The 23,940-nt window shown below is 72.1% G+C and carries 17 protein-coding genes; 6 read left to right on the top strand and 11 right to left on the bottom strand.

Annotation, left to right across the window (positions count from 1 at the left end):
• The first annotated feature begins 106 nt into the window (after positions 1–106).
• The 4 genes from ACWDRB_RS13785 to ACWDRB_RS13770 are packed head-to-tail and all read left to right on the top strand — an operon-like array spanning position 107 to position 5,339.
• A complete protein-coding gene (locus tag ACWDRB_RS13785; RefSeq protein ID WP_449893659.1) occupies positions 107–1,246 on the top strand; it encodes a siderophore biosynthesis protein in 1,140 nt (379 codons plus the stop codon).
• Entirely contained in the window at positions 1,243–2,727 is a 1,485-nt protein-coding gene (locus tag ACWDRB_RS13780; protein ID WP_449893657.1) for an IucA/IucC family protein, read from the top strand. Before ACWDRB_RS13785 ends, ACWDRB_RS13780 begins: the two co-directional genes overlap by 4 nt.
• Positions 2,728–4,272 carry an IucA/IucC family protein gene (locus ACWDRB_RS13775; protein ID WP_449893655.1) on the top strand — a complete coding sequence of 515 codons (1,545 nt, stop codon included), beginning with the start codon at positions 2,728–2,730 and terminating at the stop codon, positions 4,270–4,272.
• Positions 4,269–5,339 carry a type III PLP-dependent enzyme gene (locus ACWDRB_RS13770; RefSeq protein ID WP_449893652.1) on the top strand — a complete coding sequence of 357 codons (1,071 nt, stop codon included), beginning with the start codon at positions 4,269–4,271 and terminating at the stop codon, positions 5,337–5,339. Before ACWDRB_RS13775 ends, ACWDRB_RS13770 begins: the two co-directional genes overlap by 4 nt.
• On the opposite strand, the gene ACWDRB_RS13765 is transcribed toward ACWDRB_RS13770, so the two are convergent.
• Positions 5,299–8,586, bottom strand: a complete 3,288-nt coding sequence (locus ACWDRB_RS13765) for an ATP-dependent helicase (protein WP_350725405.1) — start codon at positions 8,584–8,586, stop codon at positions 5,299–5,301. The two genes, ACWDRB_RS13770 and ACWDRB_RS13765, sit on opposite strands and share 41 nt — an antisense overlap.
• Positions 8,580–11,687 carry an ATP-dependent helicase gene (locus ACWDRB_RS13760; protein ID WP_449893650.1) on the bottom strand — a complete coding sequence of 1,036 codons (3,108 nt, stop codon included), beginning with the start codon at positions 11,685–11,687 and terminating at the stop codon, positions 8,580–8,582. Before ACWDRB_RS13760 ends, ACWDRB_RS13765 begins: the two co-directional genes overlap by 7 nt.
• Before the next feature lie 242 nt (positions 11,688–11,929).
• Here ACWDRB_RS13760 and ACWDRB_RS13755 point away from each other — a divergent pair, with 242 nt between their 5' ends.
• On the top strand, positions 11,930–12,586 hold the full coding sequence (locus ACWDRB_RS13755) for a methyltransferase domain-containing protein (RefSeq protein WP_449893648.1): 657 nt from the start codon (positions 11,930–11,932) through the stop codon (positions 12,584–12,586).
• A 76-nt stretch (positions 12,587–12,662) separates the two neighbouring features.
• On the top strand, positions 12,663–13,280 hold the full coding sequence (locus tag ACWDRB_RS13750; RefSeq protein WP_350725411.1) for an NUDIX hydrolase: 618 nt from the start codon (positions 12,663–12,665) through the stop codon (positions 13,278–13,280).
• Between the two features lie 376 nt (positions 13,281–13,656).
• Here the strand turns inward: ACWDRB_RS13750 and ACWDRB_RS13745 are convergent, their stop codons facing one another.
• From ACWDRB_RS13745 to ACWDRB_RS13705, 9 genes are all read right to left on the bottom strand, one after another.
• A complete protein-coding gene (locus ACWDRB_RS13745; RefSeq protein WP_449893645.1) occupies positions 13,657–16,404 on the bottom strand; it encodes a CDP-glycerol glycerophosphotransferase family protein in 2,748 nt (915 codons plus the stop codon).
• A gap of 209 nt (positions 16,405–16,613) precedes the next feature.
• A complete protein-coding gene (locus ACWDRB_RS13740) occupies positions 16,614–16,928 on the bottom strand; it encodes an MGMT family protein (protein WP_449893643.1) in 315 nt (104 codons plus the stop codon).
• Positions 16,916–17,275, bottom strand: coding sequence for a hypothetical protein (locus ACWDRB_RS13735; RefSeq protein WP_350725418.1), 360 nt, complete (start codon positions 17,273–17,275; stop codon positions 16,916–16,918). The genes ACWDRB_RS13740 and ACWDRB_RS13735 overlap by 13 nt, the downstream gene beginning before the upstream one ends.
• 22 nt (positions 17,276–17,297) lie before the next feature.
• A complete protein-coding gene (locus tag ACWDRB_RS13730) occupies positions 17,298–18,452 on the bottom strand; it encodes a S8 family serine peptidase (RefSeq protein WP_449893641.1) in 1,155 nt (384 codons plus the stop codon).
• Positions 18,446–19,246 (bottom strand): hypothetical protein, encoded by an 801-nt coding sequence (locus tag ACWDRB_RS13725; protein ID WP_350725422.1) that lies wholly within the window; start codon positions 19,244–19,246, stop codon positions 18,446–18,448. The genes ACWDRB_RS13730 and ACWDRB_RS13725 overlap by 7 nt, the downstream gene beginning before the upstream one ends.
• A gap of 207 nt (positions 19,247–19,453) precedes the next feature.
• Positions 19,454–20,689, bottom strand: a complete 1,236-nt coding sequence (locus ACWDRB_RS13720; protein WP_355197137.1) for a S8 family serine peptidase — start codon at positions 20,687–20,689, stop codon at positions 19,454–19,456.
• Entirely contained in the window at positions 20,683–21,399 is a 717-nt protein-coding gene (locus ACWDRB_RS13715; RefSeq protein WP_449893638.1) for a hypothetical protein, read from the bottom strand. Before ACWDRB_RS13715 ends, ACWDRB_RS13720 begins: the two co-directional genes overlap by 7 nt.
• A gap of 45 nt (positions 21,400–21,444) precedes the next feature.
• Positions 21,445–22,626 (bottom strand): adenylyltransferase/sulfurtransferase MoeZ, encoded by a 1,182-nt coding sequence (gene moeZ, locus ACWDRB_RS13710; protein WP_350725428.1) that lies wholly within the window; start codon positions 22,624–22,626, stop codon positions 21,445–21,447.
• Positions 22,627–22,669: 43 nt separating this feature from the next.
• Positions 22,670–23,575 carry an alpha/beta fold hydrolase gene (locus tag ACWDRB_RS13705; RefSeq protein ID WP_449893636.1) on the bottom strand — a complete coding sequence of 302 codons (906 nt, stop codon included), beginning with the start codon at positions 23,573–23,575 and terminating at the stop codon, positions 22,670–22,672.
• Between the last annotated feature and the right edge of the window lie 365 nt (positions 23,576–23,940).

The raw sequence follows: 23,940 nt of genomic DNA, 5'->3' as shown, positions 1-23,940 counted from the left end.
CGCAGTTAGCCGGCGATTACGGTATCCGGGCCCCGGGGTGATCTCTCTCGGGCTAAGATCGACGAGTTAGGTTAGCCTTACCTGATCCTTCGGGGGTGCCTTCGCGTTGCGGCTCTACCTGACCGCGCTCAAATCAACCGATTCCGTGACGGACGGCTTCCTGCCCGCGGCCGAGGCCCTGGGGCTGGAGGTCACGGTCCTGACGGATCGGCCGGAGCGGCATCCGTACGCGGTGGCGTGCGACGTGCGCGACCCGCGGGCCCTCATCGACGCCGTCGAGAGCCTCGGCAGGCCGGACGCGATCTTCACCAACTCCGACCACCTGCAGGCGGAGACGGCGCTCGCGGCAGCCTACTTCGGGCTGCCCGGGAAGGACTGGCGGGCCTGCGTGGCCGCCAAGAACAAGTTCCTGACGCGTCGCAGGCTCCTCGAGGCCGGGGTCGAGCAGGTGTGGTCGATCCGGCTCGCCCCCGGCGATCCGGTGCCCGAGCGCCTCCCCTACCCTGTCGTGCTGAAACCGCGTGAGGGCGTGGCCAGCGAGGACGTCATGCTCGTCGAACGCGACCTGGCCGGCGCGGTGGCCCTGGTCAGGAAGCGGCGGCCGGGCGAGACGCTGGTCGTCGAGGAGTACCTGGAAGGGCCGCTGCGGACGCTGGAGACGCTGGGGGACGCGTCCGCGACGCGGGTGCTCGGCGGGTTCGAGACGACGCTGGGGGCGCTGCCGTACTTCATCGAGGAACGGCTCGACTGGGCGCCGCGGGACGGGACGCACGAGCACGTGCTGGCGGCGCTGCGGGCGCTGGGGGTCGGGTTCGGGGCCTGTCACACCGAGTACGTGGTCACTCCGCGAGGGCCCCGGATCGTCGAGGTGAACTACCGGGTGATCGGCGACCATTGCGACTTCCTGCTCGGTGATGTGCTCGGGGTGCCGCTGTTCGAGTGGATCCTGCGGGTGCATCTCGGGGAGGCGGTGCCCGACATTCCGGAAATTTCGTTGTACGGGAGCGCGGTCAGCCTCGTCGCCGACCGGGCCGGGACCGTCAAGGATGCCCCCGGTGCCGAGACCTTCGTCGAAGGGGACGTCCGGCTGTGGCACCGGCCGCTGCGGGCCGTCGGGGACGTCATCTCGCTCACGCACACGAACCGGGACTATCTGGGCGTCGTACGTGCCGTCGGGCCCTCCCGGGCCACCGTGGACGCGGCCGTCGAGGCCTACCGGGCCGCGCGGCCGTGGGTGGTCGAATGAGCGATCGGGAGGCCTATCTGGCCGCCCGGGTCCTGAACGCGTTGCTGCGCGAGGACTACGGCGGGCTGTCCTCCCGGATCAGCCGGACCAAGGACGGCGCGGGGCTGCTTCTGGCGGACGGCCGGTGGGTACGCCTGGAGCCCGGCGCGCTGTTCCAGGACTTCGTGGTGGCCTCGGAGGAGCGGCTCGGGCTGGAGCAGGTGCTGGAGACGCTGGTCGAGGTGGCGGACCCGGCGGACTCGGAGGGGGTCGCGGCCTTCTTCGAGGAGTGCCTGGCGGCGCTGACCGCTCTGGAGCTGCACGACTCCCATGCCGGCGAGGTGCTCGCGCGAGGGCCGTCCTATGAGGCGCTGGCCGCCTTCGTGGACCATCCCGTCTATCCGACGTCCCGGGCGCGGGTGGGGTTGTCGGAGGAGGAGCTGCTGGCGTATGCGCCGGAGTTCGCGCCGTCGTTCGAGCTGCGGTGGGCTGCCGTGCCCCGCCGGGCGCTCGCGCCGGGCTCCGCCGAGCGTTTCCCCGCCGACGCGGGCGGGTGGGAGGTGGGGCCGGACGAGGTGCTGTTCCCCGTCCACCCGCTGACGGCCGGCGAGGTGCGGAAGATCGACGGGGTACGGCTGCTCGACGAGGCGCGGTTGACCGTGCGGCCCACCCTGTCCATGCGGACCGTCGAGATCGACCCCCGTACCCATCTCAAGCTGCCCCTCCCCATCAGCACCCTGGGCGCCCGGAACAGACGGTCGATCAAGCCGGGCACGCTGGGCGACGGGGCGAAGGCCGAGCTGCTGCTCCGGGAGCTGGCCGGCCCGGACGTGGTGCTGGCCGACGAGCAGGTCCACGCGCACGCCGGGCACGAGTACCTGGCCTGGATGCTCAGGCGGCTGCCCGAGGGCAAGATCGTGCCGGTGGCCGCGCTGGGCGCGCCCGGGGTGCTCGACGAGGTGGGCGACGTCGTCCCCGCCTACCTGCGGCTGCTGCTGCGCTGGAACGTACGGCTCTTCGTGCGCTACGGCGTCGCCCTCGAAGCCCACCAGCAGAACCTCGCCCTCGTCTTCCAAGGCGACCGGACGCGGCTGCTCGTCAAGGACAACGACGGGCTGCTGGCCTCACCCGCGAGGCTGCGGGCGGCCGGGATCGACGTGCCCGGGTTCGCCGACGAGCGGATGCTGAACGACGATCCGCACGCGCTGGCCGACGTGTTCGTGACCATCACGCTGCATCTGGCCGCCGCCGCCGTGGCGTTCGGGGCGATGCCGCACGCCGAGGCCGCGGCGCTGCTGCGCGGCACGCTGGCCGAGGCCCTCGACGAGTACGGCGAGGACCCCATGGCCAGGATCCTGCGCGCCAGGACTCTGGACGCGGCCAGGCTCACCGGCAAGTCCATGATCACCGCTGGGACGCTCGTCGCGAAGGAGCGCTCCGGCGCCCGCGACGTCAACAAGTTCTACGGCACCAGCGGGCCCAACTACCTGAGGAGAGCTTGAATGCACGCTCCGGCCCTCGACGCGCCCTCTGCCCCGGCTGAGGAAACAGCCGAGGAGGCGACGCTGGCGGCCCTGCTGCGCTGCTGCGTGCGGGAGGTGGCCGGGCCGCGCGGTCTGGTCTGGCCCGCGCCGCCGTACCTGCTGCTGCGGGTGGCGGGCACGCTGCTGCGGGTCCGCACCCACGGCGGCGCTGCGCTGCGCTTCGACGGCCGGCCTGAGCGCCTGGAGGAGGGCGCCTGGCAGCCGCTGACGACCGGCGAGCTGGTACGGATGGTCGAGTCCGACCTCCATGGGGCGAACGGCGAGTTCGCCGAGCAGGTGGCGGCCAGCCGCGAGGCGGTGGCCATGATCCTGCGCGCGCGGGAGGACGCCGTCCCGCCCGCCGATCCGTGGCTGGCCTCGGAGCAGTCGCTGGTGTTCGGCCATCCCTTCCACCCCAGCCCCAAGGCGCGCGGCGGGGACGGCTGGCTGCGCTACGCGCCCGAGGCGCACGCCGAGTTCCCCGTCCGGCTGCTCGGCGTGCGCGAGGACGTGCTGGCCGAGGGCGGCGACGCGTCGGTGCTCGACACGATGGGCGAGGCGCCGCGCGGCTACCGGCTGCTTCCGGCGCATCCGTGGCAGGTGGAGCTGCTGAGGCCCGCGTTCGGGGCCGAGCTGATCGACCTGGGGCAGGGGCCGGTGGTCCTGCCGACCTCGTCCGTGCGGACCGTGTACGCGCCCGGGGCGGAGGCGTGCCTGAAGTTCTCCCTGGACGTCCGGATCACGAACTGCGTGCGCAAGAACGCCTGGTACGAGCTGGCCGGCGCCGTGGAGCTCACCTCCCGCCTGGGCCCGATCCTCAAGGAGGTCGCCAACAGGCACCCCGCCACCCGCTGGCTCCCCGAGCCCGGCTACCGCTCGGCGGCCCTCGGCACCCGGCTCCACGAGGGCCTGGGCGTGATCGTCCGGCAGAGCCCCTGGACCGCCTGCTCCCCCGGCGTGACCCCGGTGCTGGCCGCCGCGCTCGCCCTCGGCGCGCCGGTCAAGGACCCGCTCGCCTGGTGGCGGGCGTACGTGGCGGCGGTCGCGCTGCCCGTCCTGGAGCTGTATTTCGCGTACGGCGTCGTTCTGGAGCCCCACCTGCAGAACGTCCTGGTCGGCCTGGACGCGGACGGGCTCCCCGCGGAGGCCGTCTTCCGTGACCTGGAGGGCACCAAGCTCGTCGCCGGCCGCCACGACCTCGCCGGCCTGCACCCCGAGGTGGCCGCGGCCCTCACCTACGACGCCGAGCGCGGCTGGGCCCGCGTGGCGTACTGCCTGCTCGTCAACCACCTCACCGAGATCGCCGCCACCGTCGCGGGAGCGGACGACGGGCTGCTGCGCGAGCTGTGGCGGATCGCCCGCGACCTGCTCGCCGGCCAGGCGGACGAGCTCGGCCGGCCGCTGCCCCTGTCGGACCTGCTGGCCGGCGCGCCGCTGCCCGCCAAGGCGAACCTGGGCGTCCGCTGGGCGCGGGCGGCCGACCGCGCAGCCGGTTACGTCCCGATCGCGAACCCGCTCGCATGATCACCGACCGCGTCCGGGACGCCGCGCTGCGCCTCGGTGAGGCCCCCGCCTACCTGTACGACCTGCCCGCGCTGGACGAGCACGCCGCCTCCGTACGGCGGGCGCTCGGCGGGGTCGAGCTCTACTACGCCGTCAAGGCCAATCCGGACGCCGAGCTGCTGCGCGTGCTGGCCGGGCACGTGGCCGGGTTCGAGGCGTCGTCGGCGGGCGAGCACGCGCACGTCACGACGCTGTTCCCGGGCAAGCCGGTCGCGCTCGGGGGCCCCGGCAAGACCGACGCCGAGCTGCGCCTGCCGCACCACCGCATCCACGTCGAGTCCCCGAACGAGCTGCGCCGCCTCCTCGCCACCGGCCTGGAGGCCGACGTGCTGCTCAGGCTCAACCCCGACCTGCCGGTCGAGGGCGCCGCGCTCACGATGAGCGGGCCGTTCGGCATGGACGAGCAGGGCATGGCGGAGTGCCTGCCGCTGTTCACCGAGCGGGTACGCCTGCGCGGCCTGCACACCCACCTGGCCAGCGGCCTGGACGCCCCTCAGCTCCTGACCCTCGCCAAGGCCCTGCTGGACAACGAGCACGAGGAGGTCAACCTGGGCGGCGGCATGGCGGTGTCGTACGCGGCGCCGGAGTCCAGGTTCGACTGGGCGGCGTACGGGGCGGGCCTCGCGGCCGTCCGGGGCGGGAAACGCCTGCGGATCGAGCCCGGCCGGGCGCTGACGGCGTACTGCGGCTCCTACGTGACCAGGGTCGTGGACGTGAAGCGGGTGCGCGGCGAGGCGTACGCGATCCTGCTGGGCGGCACCCACCACCTGCGGACGCCGGCGACCAAGGGCCACGACCAGCCGTTCACGATCCTGCCCACGGGCAAGGGGCCGGGCCTGGCGGACGAGCCGATCACGTTCGTCGGCCAGCTATGCACCCCAAAGGACGTTTTTTCCCGAAAAATCGTGACCTCGGCTCGCGTCGGGGACACCGTGGTCTTCGAGATGGCCGGCGCCTACGCCTGGAACATCTCCCACCACGACTTCCTCATGCATCCGAAGCCGGCTTTCCACCATCTACGAGCCTGACCCCCTCGATGAGCGCGACCAGGCCGTCGGCGTCGAGCAGGTCGACCGGGCGCACGGTGCGGTTGGCGCGTACGAAGTGGAAGGCCGCCCGCACCTTCTCCAGCGGCACCCCCGCCAGGTGCGACCAGGCCAGCCGGTACGCCGCGAGCTGCACCGCCGCCACCCGGGTGGCCTTCTTCCCCCTGGGCGGCTCGCCGGTCTTCCAGTCGACGACCTCGTAGCCGCCGTCGGGCAGCTCGAAGACCGCGTCCATCCGCCCGCGCACGAGCCGGTCGGCGATCATGGTCTCGAACGGCACCTCCAGATCGACCGGGCGACGATCGGCCCACTCGCTCTGCTCGAACCGCTCCTGCAGCTCGGCGAGGCGCACATCCGCCTCTTCGAGCTCCTCGTCGTACAGCTCCAGGTCGTCGATCAGCCGCTGCTGGTCCCACCGCGTCTCCAGCCACTTGTGGAACGACGTGCCCCGGCGCGCCAGCGGCGCGGGCTTGACCGGGACGGGGCGGCGGATCCTGCGGGCCAGCTCGCGCGGGTCGCCGGCCAGCGTGACCAGCGACGACACGGTCAGCTTGACCGGCAGCTCGACGATCGTGGCGGGCCGGCGCCGGTGCAGCTCCCGCTCGCGCAGCAGCAGGTCGGTGTCGCGCTCCCAGGCCCGCAGCCGCTCCTCCTCGAACGCCCGCAGCTGCTCGTCGTCCTCCTCGTCGTCGGCGAGCGCCCCGGCCAGGGCGTCCTCGACCAGGCGGGCGCCGTCGAGCACGGACTCGTAGCGCAGGCCCTCGGGCGTGACCGGCCAGATGGCCTCGGCGGGCTCGGCGAGCAGCGGGTTGGTGGCGCCGTCGGCCAGGTCGCCGGCCCAGACCGAGACGCGGTCGGCGGTGTCGCGGATCTCCAGCAGGAAGTCGGACGGCTCCAGCGGCTTGGTGGCGCTCCCCCAGCGGTAGCCGGAGGCGATCAGGTGGTAGTGGGCGCGGGTCACGGCCACGTACGCCAGCCTGCGCTCCTCCATCAGGTCGCGCTCGCGGCAGTGCTCGTCGAACGCGCCGAGCTCCTCCTTGCTCAGCCCGCTCAGCCTCGGCAGGTCGGCGGCGTCGCCGCGGAGCGGGTAGGGGAGCTTGCGCGGGTTTTCGGTCCAGCGGCTGTTCATGACCGGCGTGGCGGGGAAGATGCTGCCCGTCGCGATCGTCCCCTTCGAGCTGACGAGCTGCGACAGGCCCGGCACGACCACGATCGGCCACTCCAGCCCCTTGGAGGCGTGCACGGTCATGAGCTTGACGCTGTTGCTGTCGCCGACCCGGCCCGCCTCCAGCCCGAACTCCTCGCTCTCCGCCGCCTGGAGGTAGGCCAGGAAGGCGCCCAGCGTCGGGTCTTCCGCGTCGCCCGCGAACCTGGACGCGGCGTCGAGGAACGCGTCGAGGTCGGCCCGCGCCGCGAACGTGCTCGTCGTGCCGCTGCGCGCGGCCACCTCGACGTCGAGGCCGATCGTGCGCTCGACCTCGCTGATCAGGTCGGGGAGCGGCTGCGCGGTGTGCGCTCTGAGCCGGCGCAGCTCCTGGGCGAGCGCCACCAGCCTGGTGCGGGCCAGCGGCGAGAACGCCTCCAGCCACTCCTCCCGGTCGGGCAGCTCGTCCAGCGCGTCCACCAGGCTGCCGCGCTCCTCGGCGAGGTCGGCCACCACCTGGTCGAGTGGGTCCTCCTCCCGGCCGCTCTCGCTCAGCTCGCGGGCCAGCAGCCTGGCGTGCTCGCCCAGCACGCGCAGGTCGGCGGGCCCGATCCGCCAGCGGGGCCCGGCCAGCAGCCTGGCCAGCGCGTCGCCGGCCGTCGCGTCGTACAGGACGCGCAGGGTGGCCACGATGTCGGTCACCTCGGGCACGGTCAGCAGGCCGCCGAGACCGACCACCTCGACCGGGATGTCGCGCTCCTCCAGCGCCCTGCGCAGCGCGGGGAACTGCGAGCGCTTGCGCGCCAGGATCGCGACGTCCTGGGGCTGCACGGCGAGCGTCTTCTTGCGCTCCTTCTCGCCCCAGGGCAGGCCGTCGGGCGCCGTCTCCGCGCCGAGGATCCTGGCGATGCCGTCGGCGACCCACTTCGCCTCATCCTCGGCCGTCTCGTGGAAGGCGCAGGTGACCCGGCCGCGGTCGACCCGGTTGGGGCCCGGGACCAGGACCGGCACCTCGCGGGCCTCCATGCGTAGCGGGAGCTGGACGCGGGCGGCGACGTCGAGCACCCGGTCGCCGTTGCGGAAGCTGACGCTGAGCTGGCGGACCTCGGCGGGGTCGCCGGAGCTGTCGCGGAAGTCCTGGGGGAAGCGGCGGAGGTTGCCCGCGGAGGCGCCGCGCCAGCCGTAGATGGACTGGCAGGGGTCGCCCACGGCGGTGACCGGGTGGCCGCCGCCGTAAAGGGAGCGCAGCAGGACGAGCTGGGCGTGGCTGGTGTCCTGGTATTCGTCGAGCAGGACCACGGAGTAGCGGCCTCGCTCGATCTCGCCGACCTCCTTGTGGTTGGCGGCGATCCTGGCGGCCAGCGACATCTGGTCGCCGTAGTCGATGACCTCCCGGCCGCGCTTGAGCCGTTCGTACGCCTCCACCATCGGCAGCAGCTGCTCCCTGGCGGACTGGACGCCGAGCGGCTTGCGCTGGGCCACGGTCGTCCTGCCGGGCAGGAGGTCGAGCCTGCCCCGCAGCCACTCCCCCATCCGCCGCACGTCGCCGGCCGAGCGCAGGTGCTCCGACAGCTCGCCGGCCAGCTCCAGCACCGCGGCGGTGACCGACGGCGGGCCCAGCTCGATCCGGTCCATCGGCCCGTCGTACATCGCCACCACCCGCGACGCGAGCTGCCACGACACCGCCGGCGTGACCAGGCGCATGGTGGGCTCCAGCCCTTCGCGCAGGGCGTGGTCGGTGACCAGGCGAGCCGCGTAGGCGTGGTAGGTGGACACGGTCGGCTCGTTGTCGAGCGCGCCCGGCTCCACGAGGCCCGCCTCGGCCAGGCCGTTCAGCCGCTCCCTGACCCGGTTGGCCAGCTCGGCGGCGGCCTTGCGGGTGAAGGTCAGGCCCAGCACGTTTTCCGGTTTGACCAGGCCGTTGGCGACCAGCCAGACCACGCGACCGGCCATGGTCTCGCTCTTGCCCGAGCCCGCGCCGGCCATGACGACCATGGGCTCCAGCGGGGACTCGATGACCGTGGCCTGCTCACGGGTGGGGGGCAGGATGCCGAGCTTGCCGGCGAGTTCGGCGGGGGTCAGCACACCTGGCCCCCGTTGTCGTTGACCGGGCAGCTCGCCCTGGCCGCGCACGTGCGGCAGCCGTCGTTGACCTTGGCCTGGAAGAACGGGCCCGACATGCCGGTCGCCACCGTGTCGACCAGGTCCTTGGCCCAGCCCGGGTCCTTGTCGTCGGCCAGCGGGGGCTGCGCCTGCTCCAGCGCGTCGTTCTTGCCCGCCGCCTTGCCGACCTGGACGAGCGCGGCGCCGCCCGGCTCGGTCATGCCGTGGCGCGCGAAGGCCCCGAGCAGCGCGGCGAGCTGGTAGACGCCGAGCTGGGGATGGCGGTCGAGGTCGCCGGCCTTGGGCTTGGAGCCGCCGGTCTTGAGGTCGATGATCACGGCGCGGTTGTCGGAGTCGCGCTCGACCCGGTCGACGCGGCCCTTGATCTGGACGCCCTCGGTGACCATCGCCGTGAACGCCTCCTCCATGGCCACCAGCTCGCGCGGATTTTCCTTGTGCCAGCGCAGGAACTTGCCGATCATCTGCTCGGCGACCTGGCGCTGCTTGCGGTTGTACCAGACGCCGCCGAAGTCGAGGTCGTTCCAGACCTGGTCGAGGCGGTCGCCCAGGAGGTCCTCGCTGGGCAGGTCGGTGGCCGCCAGGACGGCCAGGGCGTGGATGATGTTGCCCAGGCCCTGGGCGGTGCTGGTGCCCGCGGCGCCGACGGCCGTCTCCAGCAGCCAGCGCAGGCCGCACTTGGTGAAGCTCTCGACCGCTGAGGGCGAGATGCTGACGACGTCGTCGGGCCAGCTCAGCGGGCGGTCGTCGGAGATGGGCGTGAGGGCGTACCAGTCGTTGGGGTGGGCCCCCTGGACTCCCGCGGCGGCGAGGCGGGCGAGCTGCCTGGCCGCCTTCTGCCGCATCTTCCTGGGCTTGGTGGGGTCGGTCACCGCGCTGCGCAGGTCGGCCACCAGGGCGGACATGTTCAGCCAGCGGGCCCGGTCGTCCACCGTGGCCGACTCCACCGCTCCCGGCATCAGCTCCGACAGGAACCTGGACGGGCGCTCGTCGGTGTCCTCGCCGCCCACCGCGGTCACCACCAGCCTGCGCCTGGCCCTGGTGGCGGCCACGTAGAACAGCCTGCGCTCCTCGGCCAGCAGCTTGGAGACCAGCGAGGCGGCGTTGGGCTTGGTGCCCTCGACCACCTCGACGAGGTCTTCCACGCCGAGCAGCGACCCGCGCAGCCGCAGGTCCGGCCAGACGCCCTCCTGCACGCCCGCGACGACCACGACGTCCCATTCGAGGCCCTTGGAGCGGTGGGCGGTCAGCACGCGTACGGCGTCGCCGTCGGGGGCCCGGTCGGCCAGCGTGTCGCCGGGGATCTCCTGGGCGGCCAGGTCGTCGATGAACACCTCGGGGCCCGCCTTGGGCATCCGGTCCACGAATCGGGCCGCGTGGTCGAACAGGGCCACCACGGCGTCGAGATCGCGGTCGGCCTGCGCGCCCCTGGGGCCGCCCTGCAGGCTCTGCTCGGACCAGCGCCCGGCCAGGCCGCTGGCGTGCCACACGGCCCACAGGAGGTCCTCCGCCGTCCCCTCCTGCTGCGCGGCCTCGCGGGCGGCGGCCAGGAGCTTGGCCACGCGCTCGGCGGGGACGGCGACGTGGTCTTCGACGCGGATGAGCTCCCTGACGTCCTGCACGGCCGCGACCAGCAGCTCGCCGGACGAGCGCGTGCCCTGCGCCTCGTTCTCGGCGATCTTGAGTGCGCGGCGGAGGCGGCGTACGCCGATCATGTCCGTGCCGCCGAGCGGCCCCGTCAGCAGCTCCTCGGCCACGCCCTCGTCGAGCTGGGCGGGGTCCATGGCCACGCGGAGCATGGTGAGCAGCGGCCGCACGCCGGGCTCCTGCGCGATCGGCACCTCGTCGCCCGCGATCATCGTCGGCACGCCCGCGTTGACCAGCGCCCGGCGCAGCAGCGGCACCTGGCGCTTGGCCGAACGGACCAGCACCGCCATCCGGTGCCACGGCACCCCGTCGATCAGGTGCGCGCGCCGCAGCGTGTCGGCCACGATCGCCGCCTCCTGGCTGGTGCTGTCGGCCAGCAGCACCCGCGCGTCGCCGGCGTCCGCGTCGGGCAGCGGCGCCAGGTCGCGGTGGTCGTGCTCGTGCCCGTACGCGTGGTCGGGCATGGGCGCCACCGGCAGCCTGGCCGCCAACCGGCGGGAGGCCTCCAGCAGGTCGGCCCCGCTCCTGCGGCACACCCGCAGCGCCAGCACCGGCGCCTCGCGGCCGTCCCTGGTCTTGAACCGCTCGGGGAACTTCATGATGCCCTGCACGTCGGCGCCCCTGAAGCCGTAGATCGACTGGTCGGGGTCGCCGACGGCGACCAGGTCGGCCCCGTCGCCGGCGAGCTGGGCCAGCAGGAACTCCTGTGCCGGGTCGGTGTCCTGGTATTCGTCCACGAACACCACGTCGTGCGCCGCCCGCTCCCGCTCGCGCACCTCCGGCCGGGCCAGTAACGCCGAGGCGGCCCCGATCAGCTCGGCGTAGTCGTAGGTCTCCTCCGGGTCGAGGTCGAACCTGTCCTGGTAGCGCTCGGCGAACCTGCCCGCCGCCGCCCAGTCGCCCCTGCCGTGCAGCCTGCCGAGGGCGATCAGCCGCTCGGGGTCGAGCCCGCGCTCACTGGCCCTGGACAGGAAGTCGCGCAGCTCCTCGGCGAAGCCCCGCGTCTTGAGCGGCTCGCGCAGCGACACCGGCCAGTCGAGCGCGCCGCTCTCCAGCTCGCCGTGGAGCAGCCGCCGGATCTCCAGGAGCTGCTCGGGGCCGGTCAGCAGGCGCGGCGGGGCCTTGCCCTCGAGCACGGCCTCGCGGCGCAGGAGCGCGTACGCGTAGGAGTGGAAGGTGAGGGCCAGCGGGGTGCGGGTGGTGCGGCGCAGGCGGGCGGTGACCCGCTGGCGCAGCTCCTCGGCGGCCTTGCGGCTGAAGGTGAGGATGAGCACGCGCTCGGGGTCGACGCCGCGGCGCTCGATCCTGTCGACGATGCTCTCGACTATCGTGGTGGTCTTGCCGGTGCCCGGACCTGCGAGGACGAGCAGCGGGCCGCTCCGGTGGGCGACCACGGCACGCTGGTGCTCATCGAGCACAGGGGGCGCAACAGGTCCACTGTTGCCGCGTCGCACCAACCGCCAGGTCTGACCACTCACAGCACTAGATTCCACCAGACCACAGGGACAGATCGTGCCGACTTGCCCGGTCTCCCCACGCGATCCGCCTACCGTATCGGGGCGAATCTCCACTTTCTCGCGCGACACGCCGCCCTCATGTTCGCCGACGGCGTTGCCGCGATATATCTTGACTTCTCTTAGACGCGACATATCGTGTTTCTATGACTGACAAGGGATACAAGGGCGTCGGCATGGAGGGCGCGATCGCCCGCTGGTACGCCGCGAGCAACGACAGGTCGCCCGACCGGTTCTCCGACCAGGTCGAACGCGTGCGCGAGCTGGCCGAGCCGGGCAGCGAGGTGTTAGAGGTGGCCCCCGGGCCCGGCAACCTGTCGATCGCCCTGGCCGCGACCGGCGACTACACGGTCACGGGGCTCGACATCAGCCAGACGTTCGTCGAGATCGCCCGCGCGAAGGCCGCCGAGGCCGGGGTCCGGGTGGACTTCCGCCGCGGGAACGCCTCCGCGATGCCGTTCGAGGACGGGAGCTTCGACTTCGTCGTCTGCTGCGCCGCGTTCAAGAACTTCTCCGACCCCGTCGGGGCGCTCCACGAGATGCACCGGGTGCTGCGGCCCGGCGGCCACGCCCTCGTCATCGATCTGCGCAGGGACGTGCCCAAGGACGCCGTGGACGCCGACGTGGCCCGGATGGGGATCAGCGGCCTGTCCAGGCTCTTCACGAAGTTCGCCCTGCGGTCCTTCCTGCCTCGGCGGGCGTACACCAAGCCGGAGTTCGAGGACTTCATCGCGCGGACGCGCTTCCGTACGTACGACATCCACACGTCGCCTCTGGCGCTCGACATCGAACTGCGGAAGTGATCGACAACCTCGCCCACGGAGCGTTCCGGCTTGTAACGTAGGGTCAACATTTCGCCTCGGTGTGGGGGTTGATCGCATGCGGTGGCAGGTCCACTCCGAGAGGTCGCTGTACGCGGACCCGTGGCTGGACATCCGGGTGGCGGATGTGGAGCTGCCCGACGGGCGCCGCCTCGACCACCGGCTCGTACGCATCGCACCCGGCGCGGGGGCGGTCGTCACCGACGACCAGGACCGGGTGCTGCTGATCTGGCGGCATCGCTTCATCACCGACACGTGGGGCTGGGAGATCCCGCTGGGCCAGGTGGACGAGGGCGAGATGCCTCAGGCGGCGGCCGCGCGCGAGGTCGAGGAGGAGACGGGCTGGCGTCCCGGCCCCCTGCGCCCGCTGCTGTCGATCCAGCCGACCAACGGCTTCACCGACAGCCTGCACCACATCTACCGCGCCGACTCGGCCACCCGCATCGGCCCGCCGTCGGACCCGTACGAGGCGGAGCGGGTGGAGTGGGTGCACGCCTCGCGCCTCCGCAAGCTCATCGAGAGCGGCGAGATCGTCTGCGGCACCACCATGTCATCCCTTCTCTACCTCCTGGTGGAGAACCTCCCGAACGGCGGATTCCACCGCACCGAAGACCTCACCTCCGACTACGACCCCAACCGCCGCTTCCTCCTCCCCGACCTCCCAAACCTCTTCTGACGCCACCGCCCAGGACGGCCAGGACGGGGTGAGGCGCCGTACGGAGAGCTCGCGTTGAAGGGGCTGGACTCCGTATGGCGAACGGGCGCTGACGGGGACGGTCCCCGGGCGGGCGTCCGGACGGGGCCGCGTGCCACGCGATGGGTCCGACGGCGGGCGGGTGGTGCGGGGCGGCGGGTGAGTGGGGGCGGAGAGCGGCGCGTCCTTGACCATGGAGCCGGTCAAGGATGCGCGTCGTCACGGCGAGCAGCCCGTGAGCCTTCACGACCGGCCATGACGGACGGCCACCGACGTCGGCGCGTGCGGCCCACCGTGCGCAGCCGTAAAGGATGAAGGCCTTAACGGGCGGGGAAGCGACCCGCCCGTTAAGCGGCGACTAGGAAAAGAGGTGATCGACCACGCGCGCCGTGGCCTTGCCGTCGTCGCGGGGGGCGAAGGTGGCGCGGAAGGCTTCGTAGCGGTCGGCGTGGGCCGCCGACACGGAGTCGATGTCGCGCAGGGCCTCGATCACGTCGGCCGACGTCGACAGCACCGGCCCCGGCGCCTGCTCGGCCAGGTCCAGATAGAGCCCCCGCTTGGTCGAGTATTTGGCCAGGTCGTAGCCGTAGAACACGATCGGCCGGCCGGTGCACACGAAGTCGAACATGACCGACGAGTAGTCCGTCACCAGCACATCCGTCACCAACAGCAAGTCAGCAATATCGGGATAAGTGGTGACGTCGTGGGCGATGTCCGGGACGGCCGGGACCGCCTGCATCGGATGCGCCCGCACCAGGATCTCGTGATCGGCCCCGAGGGCCTCGCGCGCCTTGGCGAGGTCGAGCTTGACCATGGCGTTCTTGCGGTCGTAGTCCCGCCACGTGGGCGCGTACAGGATCACCCGCTTGCCCTCCACGAGCCCCAGTCGCTCGCGCACGGCGGCGGCCAGCGCCTCGCGGTCGGGCGAGTTGAGGACGTCGTTGCGCGGCAGCCCGCTCTCCAGGATCTCGCCCTTGTAGCCGAACGCCTTGCGCAGCACCGGCGTGGCCCACGGCGACTGCGAGAGCAGCAGGTCCCAGCCGCGCACCTCCGCCGCCTGGCGGTGCCAGATCGGCGGCCTCGGGTCGCGCGCCATGTGGGACTGGTCGTTGCCGATGTGCTTGGCCGGGGTGCCGTGCCAGGTCTGCAGCACGACCTGGTCCTCGCGGGCCCTGAACCAGACCGGCAGGAACGAGTTGGTCACGATGTGGCGGGACCTGGCCAGCGCGGCGTGGTGCTCGCGGCTGCCCGCGCGGATCACGGTCGCGCCGCCGGGCGGCACGAAGGCGCCGTCCTTGACGACCCAGATGTGCTCGCGGTCGTCGCCCCGCCGCAGCCGCTCCTCGTAGATGGCGCGGACGCTGTCGGCGTAGAGGCGGCCGTCGTTGACGACGTAGACGGTCGCGTCGTTCAGCGGCTCGGTGCGCTGGGCCGGGTAGAACACGCGGCGCAGCACGTGGGTGCCGGCCACGCCCCGCTCGTCGGCGGGCCGGGCCTCCTCGACCGTCACGACCGGCACGTCGAAGCGGGTGGAGATCATCCGGTACGTGTGCCCGTCGAGCGTGCGCGGCTCCTCGTCGAGCCCCGGCAGGGCCGCGTGGTCCATGCGCAACGGCACGATCTCGCCCGACGGGTGCCGGATCGACATGTTCCAGGTGCCGGAGGCGAGCGGCACGGGCTCGCCGAAGCGGTCCATGGCCGAGGGCTCGACGCGTACGGAGAACTCCTCGCCGGAGCGCTCCATAGGAAGCAGATAGGACAGCCCGGAGCGGTGCCGCAGCGTCAGCGTGCGGGAGCCCGGGGCGTCGGGATAGTGGCCGCGCAGCAGGAGCGCGGAGCCCTCCCAGACGGCCGAGGTGATCACCGGCCGGATGCGGTGGGCGGAGACGACCACGCGGTCACGGCGGTCGCCGAGCACGGTGATCTCGCGGTCGCCCACCGGCGTGCGGGTCTCCACGAGGTCGGCGAGCATGACGGAGGCCGCCGGGTCGCCCTTGGGCTCGACCCAGAGCCGCCGCCCGTCCTTCTCCTGCAGCAGGGTGGGCACGGCCAGCCCCACCGTGACCTCCGTGCCGTCGCCGGCCGGGGTGAAGTCGGCGGCGATGCGGTGGCCGCCCAGGCGGGCGTGACCCTTGGTCACCGTGCGGCCGGGCAGGGAGATCTTCAGCTCCAGGCGCTCGCCCTCGACGGACACGCCCTTCAGCTCGGCCCGGTTGGGCTGGAGCACGATCTGCAGCGCCCGGTCGGACGTCCACACCGGCCGGATCCACAGGCCCGGCTTCAGCTTGAGCCCGGTGGGACGCTCGGGACGGCCGACCGAGGAGCCGCGCAGCAGGCCCGTGGCCCGCGCGCCCCGGCTCCAGAACACGATCTCGGCCCGCCAGGTGGTCGTGTCGGGCACGGACGGGCGGTGCCGCATCCGCCGCCGCACGGCGGACACCACATCGCGTACGGCGCCGCGCCAGCGCAGCGGCCACGGGCTCAGTTCGGCGCTGAACCCGGACCAGTCGTAGTTGCAGCCGGGCTCGCGCGCGCCATGGGTGGCCTCGGGCGCGAGCACGCGCCGCGTGCGCATGCGGATGGGCGGCAGCCAGCGCGGCCCGCGCAGCACCACGGTCGCCCAGTTGAACCTGCGGCTGCGGACGGAGAGCCCCGCCAGGTACGCGAACCCGGTGACGCGCAGCTTGCCGTCGACCCAGACGATGTCGTCGATGTGGGTCACCGGCACCATGTCGGCACGCCGCAGCCGGTAGAGGTCAGGTGAGAGCTCGTCGCGGAAGGGCAGGTCCGCGTACCAGCGCAGGCCCTTGCGGATGCGCTTGGACGGTTCGGCGGCGGCCGTCACGACTTTGGCGAGCGTCTCGCCCTCGACGAGTTCCTCGTCGGGCCGGTGCTCGATCAGGTGACATATGACACGCCGCGCGACCGGCAGGTCGTGCTTGACGCGCGCGTCCACGGCCGCGAGGTAGGGCCGGACGAGGTCGAGCATCTCGCGCCGCCGTGCCGCGCCGCGCTTGACCGCGAGGTCCATGCGGGACCCGAGTGGGCCGCTCAGCACCTCGGTGTCGTACGCCGCGTCGCGACCGCCGGGGCCGACGGCTCGCATGACCGCTTCGAGGGGCTCTCCACGATCGCAAAGATCCTGGACAGCCTTGAGGCGGTCGGCGAGCGAATCGCCGCCCTGGCTCTGGGCTGTGACGCCGGTGGCCATTGGGGTGGCACCGCCTTTCGGGCCGCCATTCAGTGTTCTGCCCATGGTAATGCGAGTCACATGTCACAAATTCGCCGGTTCGGCGAAACGGCAGGTCATGACCCTTACTGAAAATCCGCTGAAGGCCCGTCCCAGCGAGCTTCTCTCATGTTCACCCGTTCGCCCCGTAACGGGGTGCCTTCCTCGCGCCAATGGGCCAGGCAGCGTTGCAGGTGGTCAGGGGCCGCGCAGGTGCCGTCGGCGTGGACGACGCGCCACCACGGCACGCCGCCGCCCCACGTCGACATCACCTTGCCGACCTGGCGGGGGCCGCCCTCGCCGAGGCATTCGGCGATGTCGCCGTAGGCCATGACCTTGCCGGGCGGGATGCGCTCGACGAGGTCGAGCACCCGCTCGGCGAAGGGGTTCAGGGGGTCCATGCCGCCGGGCCCGCTTCGATGATCTCTTCGAACTTGCCGATCTCCATCGCGCTGCCGCCCGTCACGACCTCGATGACGCCGTCGCGCAGCGCGTAGACCTCGCCGTCCTCGCCCACGAGCCGGGCGCCGAGCGCGGCCGAGAGCCGGACGAGTTGCGCGACCTGCCAGTCGGAGCCGGGCTCGCCGACCAGGTGGCCCTGCCAGCGCGCCACCGCGTGCGTGCCGCCCCTGTGCGCGGCCACGATCTCATCATCTCCGCGCAGCCCGAAACCGGCCGGTGCGATGGCCCTCGCGAGCTCCGCGAAGGCGAGTGGCGACTCGCGCACCACCCGCAGCTCGTATCCCATGACGCGGGACCATAGCGGATCTTTACTGTTCCTTGCGCTGATTGAGCACGATGATCGCGCCGCAGAACATGACCAGCGCGACCAGCACGCCTCCCCCGTACAACCACAGCCGCAGCGGATCGGGCCCCGGCCTGGTCGGCACGGGTGAGTCCTCGCCCTGCCCGAAGTGGTCCTGACCTGACATGACGCTGCGCTGTTCCCCGGTCAGCCGCTCGGCGGCGTTGAGCGCCGCGGCCGCGTCGACCACCCCGAACCCGGTCTGGTCGTCGTATCCCGGGGCGGGCCGGCCCCGCGCGCTGGAGGCCAGCGCCTGGGCGACCTGTTCGGGCGGCAGGTCCGGATAGCGCGACTTGACGAGCGCGGCCACGCCCGCCACGAGCGCGGCGGCCGAGCTGGTGCCCTCGGAGAGCTCGTAGCCGCTCTTGCGCTTGACCACCGGCACGCCCACGCCGGGCGCGGCGACCAGCACGGAGAGGTTGTCGCTGCTGAACGTGGCCCGTTTGCCCTGCTTGTCGGTGGCCGCCACGCCGATGACCCCCGGATAGCCGGCCGGGAAGCTCCAGTAGGAGGTGCCGTTCTCCCTGGCGTAGTTGGTCAGGCCGTCGTTGCCCACGGCGGCGACCAGGACGACGCCCTTGCCGAGCGCGTACGAGACGGCCTCGCGCTCGGACCTGAGCGGGCCGTAGGAGCCGATGGACATGCTGATGACCTTGGCGCCGTGGTTGGCCGCGTACCGCAGGGCCCGCGCGAGGGGGCTCTCCGAGGTCTGCTCCTCGTCGTCCAGCGGCGGGACGCCCAGCTCGGGGTTGTCGTCGGTGACCATGGGCAGCGACAGGATGCGTGACCCGGGGGCGACGCCGACCAGCCCGTCGTCCTGCCCCGATGCCGCGATCAGCCCGGCCATGGCGGTGCCGTGCCGGCCCGGCGCCGTCTCCTTGGCCACCGCGCCCGCGGTCATGTCGGGGCCCGCGGTCACCCGGCCCTTCAGCTCCTTGACCTGGTCGTCCACGCCGCTGTCCACGACGGCGACGGTGACGCCCTCGCCCTTGGTGACGGTCCAGGCCTGTTCGACGTTGAGGGCGTCGAGCACCCACTGCTGCTGCTCCCGCACGGGGTCGGCGGTGGGTCCCACCAGTACGAGGAGGGCCGCGGTGAGCGCGCGTACGGTCGCTAGCACACGTTCCCCTGGGTGCAGGGCGGCACCTTGGGCGGGTCCGCGAGGAAGTAGGCGATCTGGTTGCCGACGGACTTCGCGGCCGGCCACAGCTCGGAGTGCAGGATCTCCTCCGGCGGGATCGCGGCCCTGGTCCGGCCGTCGGCGTAGCCGGCCGTGGAGAACACGATGTACGGCCCGGCGCCCACCCAGCCGGTGCGCTGGCGCTGGTCGGGGCCGAAGCGTTCGGTCACCGTGCCGGGGAAGGCGACGGGCAGCACGCCCACGCGGTCGTCCTGGGTGAGCTCCTCGCTCGCCGAGACCCTGGACGCCTCGTCCTTCAGCACGGCCACCCCGACCGTGATCACGAACGAGGCCGTCTGGTCGACGTACGTGGCCCGCAGCACCGTGACGCAGCCGTGGTTCTCCAGGACCCCGGCCACGGAGGCGTCCACGCCCTTGCCGCACTCGGTCTCGGGGGCGATGCCGACGCGCCTGGCGTACTGCTGGGCCCGGTCGAGCCCGAGGTACTTGACCTCTTCCGGGAAGACGCCCGTCGCCGGCCACGCCTGCCAGCGCCTGGCGATCTCCTCCTGTTTGTACTGGTTCTGCTCGGAGGGAGTCAGGGGGCGCGAGCGGGTCTCGGCGAACAGGCCGACCGTGCCGAGCAGCACGACCACGGACGACACGACCACGATGACGCTCAGCAGCATCACGAAGATGCGCCGGTACCGGACGCCCTGCTGGAGCGCCTCCCTCTCGACACGGTCCCTGGCGGCCGCACGCGTACGTGAACCCGCGGCCGGCCACGTACGCACACGCGACCGCCGGCCGGTGGTGGCGCCGAGCGGATTCCTCCGTTCCGGCGTGGCCCCGCCCTCGGAACGCGGTAGCCCTGAAGTCGACCTACGAGCCCTCACCACCGCCTCATCCTCGCCGTCCTCCCTGCCCGTTGCCTCACTGCGTGGGGCGGGCTGGGGAGCCGTTGGCGTCCCGTGTCTATTTCGTCCCCCTTAGTAGGCGGATCATGCGTCTTGTGAGCTGTACACCCGACGTACGCGCCTGACCAGGATGAATATGACGCCCAGGGAAGCGAACGCGCCGACGGCCGCCGCGGCGGCGACGGCCGCGTAGACGGTGACACGCCTCTCGTCCCTGACGATGACCTGGATGGGGGCCGTCCGGCCGCCGGCCAGCGGCGCGGCCGGGTCGTGGGCCTGGTCGCCCGCGGCGGTCTCGGTGTAGCCGGCCAGCTTGCGGGCCTCGGACAGGGCTCTGGCCGCGTTCACGACGCCGAAGCCGGTGCCGGTGTCATACCCGCCCGGGGGCCTGTCGGTGGCGCTGGCCGTCAGGGCGCGAGCCACCAGCGGCGGCGACATGCCCGGATATTTGGCTTTGATGAGGGCGGCTATGCCCGAGACCAGCGCGGTCGCCTGCGAGGTGCCCCTGCCGACCCAGTACTCGTCGCCCGGACCCGCGCCCATGATGTCCACGCCCGGGGCGGCCACCAGCACGGAGGAGTTCCAGTTGGAGAACGTGGCCCGCCGCAGCCGCCGGTCCGTCGCCCCCACCGAGACCACCCCGGGGAACGCGGCCGGATAGGAGTAGGGGGCGAAGTCGCCGTCGATCTTCCGGTCGCCGTCGTTGCCGGCGGCGGCCACGAGCACGACGCCCTTGGAGATGGCGTAGCGGATGGCCGCCCGCTCCTCCCTGGTCGCCAGCTCTTTGGAGATCGACATGTTGATCACGTCCGCACCCTCGTCCACCGCGTAGCGAATGCCCTGGGCCACCACGTCCTCGAAGCGCTCCGCCGAGTTGAACTCCCGGAAACCCGGCTCCTCGTCCTCAAGGATGACTCTTACTGACAGTACGTCCGCTTCGGGCGCAACGCCGATGATCCCCAGATTTCCCCCATCGCCGTGGCCGTGCCCGGCGATCAGAGAGGCCATGTACGTGCCGTGCAGGCGGCTCGGGGCGACCCCCGGCGGGTTCGCGCCCTCGGTGAAGTCCTTGCCCACCCGCACCGAGCCGGCCAGGTCGCGATGGTGCGGATCGACGCCGGAGTCGAGCACCGCCACCGTCACGCCGCCGCCCTTGCTGGTGCGCCACGCCTGGGTCAGCGCCAGCGTCTTGATGACCGGCCGCTGCCCGCCGCGTACGTCGTCCGCCCACGCCGGCGCGGCGGCGTACAGCAGCATCCCGGCCGCCACGGCCGCCGTTCCCCGCCTGAGCATGACCCCCGTACTGCCCCGGCTCAGCACCGCCACTCCTCGGCCGTGCAGTCGGGCATCCGCGGCGTGCTCAGGTCGGTCAGCACCCGCTCGGAGATCTCGGTCGCGAAGGCGAAGATCGAGGGCCGCTGCTCGTCCGCCGCGTCCGCGGGCCGGCCGTCCACCTGGCCCGCCGTGGTCAGCACCAGGTACGGCCCCGCCTGCCGCACCGAGCCGGCCTGGCGCACGCCGAGGGTGAAGCGGTCGGCGACCGTGCCGCTGAAGGCCAGCGGGTACAGGCCCGGCACGGGTTTGCCGCTGTCGGAGAAGGCGGCTTTCGCGCGTACGGCATCCGGCTCGTCGCGCAGCGCGACCACGCCGATCGTGACGAGCACGCCGCGCAGCGCGTCGATGTAGGTGGCCCGCAGCAGGCCCTTGCAGCCCGCCTTGCGCAGGGCCCTGACCGCCTTGGGGTCGACCGGGTCGCAGGCGGTCCCGGGCGAGATGCCGATCCGGCTGGCACGTTCCCGGCCGCCCTGCTCGGCGGAGTACGGCAATGTGGCGGGGAAGATACGTCCGCCGGGCCAGGTGCGCCAGCGCTCGGCGACCTCGCGTCTGGCCGCCGCCTGGAGCTCGGCGGCGCTGGGGCCCCGGGTGAGCTCCGTGCCCGCCGCGCTGCCCGACACCCCGGCGGCCACCGCGCAGACCAGGGTCAGCGCGGAGGCCACCACGAGCGTCGGCCACGGACGGGCAGTGTTCACGCCACCGACCTTAACCGGGCCTTCCGGATAACACTCCGGAAACCATCAGTAGGAGGGCAGGCTCGGGTCCACGGTCTTGACCCAGCTCAGAACGCCGCCGCCGACGTGCACGGCGTCGGAGAACCCGGCGTTCTTGACGATGGCCAGGGCCTCGGCCGAGCGCGCGCCGGACTTGCAGTGGAGCACGATGCGCTTGTCCTGCGGCAGCTTCTCCAGGGCGGAGCCGTTGAGGAACTCACCCTTGGGGATCAGCGTGGCGCCGGGGATCGAGACGATCTCGTACTCGTTGGGCTCGCGGACGTCGACGAGGAAGATGCTCTCGCCGCGGTCCTGCATGCCCTTGAGCTCCGCCGCGGTGATCGTGGAGCCGCTGGCCGCCTCGGCGGCCTCGTCCGAGATGGCGCCGCAGAAGGCCTCGTAGTCGTCGAGGAGCTGCGTGACCGTCGGGTTCTTGCCGCACAGGACGCACTCGGGGTCCTTGCGGACCTTGACGTCGCGGTACTTCATCTCCAGTGCGTCGTAGATCATCAGCCGCCCGACCAGCGGGTCGCCGATGCCCGTCAGCAGCTTGATGGCCTCGTTGACCTGGATGGAGCCGATCGACGCGCACAGCACGCCGAGCACGCCGCCCTCGGCGCACGACGGCACCATGCCGGGAGGCGGGGGCTCCGGGTAGAGGCAGCGGTAGCAGGGCCCGTGCTCGGCCCAGAACACGCTGGCCTGGCCGTCGAACCGGTAGATCGAGCCCCAGACGTACGGCTTGCCGAGCAGCACCGCGGCGTCGTTCACCATGTAGCGCGTGGCGAAGTTGTCGGTGCCGTCGACGATGAGGTCGTAGCCGGAGAAGATCTCCATGACGTTTTCCGTGGTCAGCGCCGTGTTGTGGATGACGACGTCGACCAGGGGGTTGATCTCGCGGACGGACGCCGCGGCGCTCTCGGCCTTCAGCCTGCCCACGTCGGACTGGCCGTGGATGATCTGGCGCTGCAGGTTGGACTCATCGACCACGTCGAAGTCGATGATGCCGAGGGTGCCGACGCCCGCCGCCGCGAGGTACATCAGCGCGGGCGAGCCCAGGCCCCCGGCGCCCACACACAGCACCTTGGCGTTCTTCAGCCGCTTCTGCCCCGCCATACCCACATCGGGGATGATCAGGTGGCGCGAGTAGCGGCGCACTTCGTCGACGGTCAGCTCTGCGGCCGGCTCGACCAGCGGTGGCAACGACACTTTCTACGCTCCCGTTCCAGGGGGTCCTATCTCACCTTGAAACCTAGCTGGCGAGTGGGGCATTCCCCAATCGAGTCTCACGGATCAGACGGCGTGCTTCCGCCGCCACGACCTGCGGCATCTCCATCATCGCCACGTGACCCGCCGTCGGCAGCAAGACAAGCCGGACCTGCGGGAACGTACGGTATGCCTTCGCGGCCATGGCGGGCCGGACCAGCCGGTCATGCCTGCCGTGCACGATCAGGGTCGGGGCCTTGACGTTGGCCGCCTGGCGCCACAGGTTGTCCTCGCCGCGGCGGAAGTATTCGGCCACGATGCCCCTGGCCGACCCGATCATGGCCTCGCCGGAGTAGGGGAGGTCGTCGCGCCTGCGGAGCTCGTCGATCGCGTCGCGCAGGCGTACGGGATGGACGGAGTCGGTGTCGGCCCAGACCATGGCCACGGAGGCGTTGACGCGGTGCTCGGCGGGCACCAGGCGGAGCCTGCTCGCCACCCATTCGCCCAGTACGGGCACCGCGGCGGCGGCCACCCGGACGGGGCCGTACCTGGGGAGCAGGTCGGGCAGGGCCGGGGAGACGAGGGTGAGCGAGTGGACCAGGTCGGGGCGGGTGGCGGCCACCCGGACGGCGACCGCGCCCCCGAGCGAGTTGCCGAACAGGTGGGCCGGGCCCGTGTGCTCCATCAGCTCGGCCACGGCCCTGGCGTGGCCGGCGACGGTGTAGTCGCCGTCGGCCGGGGCGGGCGAGAAGCCCGCGCCCGGAAGGTCGAGGGCGTGGCCGGTGACCGTGTCCTTGAGCTCGTCCATGAGGTCGGTCCAGTTGGTGGCCGACCCGGCCAGGCCGTGCACGAAGACGGCCTGCTCGCGTTGTCCCCTGTGGTCACTCGTCGATCGGACGTGCACCGAGCCGATCATGCGACCCGGCCAGTCCGGGACCGGCTTCGCCATCATGCGTCCTCCCCCCCGTTCCTTCTCGTTCTCTCAACGATAACCACCCCGTCTGGGTGAGGTCTGTATTCCGTACAGAAGCCCGCTTACATCACCTTTTCCGGCATCAGGTACACACCGTCACACATGCCTCAAACACCCCGCTGATGCGATCCCCGGCGGCGGCGATGGCGTCTCGGGGCCCGGCGCGGCACCCGGATCCGGGCCGGCGGGCGGATCGGTGGCGATCATCGCCGTGTTCGGACATATCGCCATATATCGCGGCTTAGAGGTCTAATCGATCTCATCGCATGCCAAGAGTGTGGCAAAAGGCACCGTTCATCGTTTATGGCGCACCAAGGTCGGAAAGCATGACAACCAGCAGCACT

The organism is Nonomuraea sp. NPDC003707 (assembly GCF_053587055.1).
The sequence above is the reverse complement of the archived record's forward strand: the minus strand, read 5'-3'. Positions and strand labels throughout refer to the sequence as shown.

What these genes read in the sequence shown, in the direction of transcription:
- ACWDRB_RS13780 (WP_449893657.1), top strand. Translation starts at nt 1,243, where the DNA reads ATGAGCGATCGGGAGGCCTATCTGGCCGCCCGGGTCCTGAACGCGTTG.
- ACWDRB_RS13775 (WP_449893655.1), top strand. Translation starts at nt 2,728, where the DNA reads ATGCACGCTCCGGCCCTCGACGCGCCCTCTGCCCCGGCTGAGGAAACA.
- ACWDRB_RS13770 (WP_449893652.1), top strand. Translation starts at nt 4,269, where the DNA reads ATGATCACCGACCGCGTCCGGGACGCCGCGCTGCGCCTCGGTGAGGCC.
- ACWDRB_RS13755 (WP_449893648.1), top strand. Translation starts at nt 11,930, where the DNA reads ATGACTGACAAGGGATACAAGGGCGTCGGCATGGAGGGCGCGATCGCC.
- ACWDRB_RS13750 (WP_350725411.1), top strand. Translation starts at nt 12,663, where the DNA reads ATGCGGTGGCAGGTCCACTCCGAGAGGTCGCTGTACGCGGACCCGTGG.
- ACWDRB_RS13745 (WP_449893645.1), bottom strand. Translation starts at nt 16,404, where the DNA reads ATGCGAGCCGTCGGCCCCGGCGGTCGCGACGCGGCGTACGACACCGAG.
- ACWDRB_RS13740 (WP_449893643.1), bottom strand. Translation starts at nt 16,928, where the DNA reads ATGGACCCCCTGAACCCCTTCGCCGAGCGGGTGCTCGACCTCGTCGAG.
- ACWDRB_RS13735 (WP_350725418.1), bottom strand. Translation starts at nt 17,275, where the DNA reads ATGGGATACGAGCTGCGGGTGGTGCGCGAGTCGCCACTCGCCTTCGCG.
- ACWDRB_RS13705 (WP_449893636.1), bottom strand. Translation starts at nt 23,575, where the DNA reads ATGATGGCGAAGCCGGTCCCGGACTGGCCGGGTCGCATGATCGGCTCG.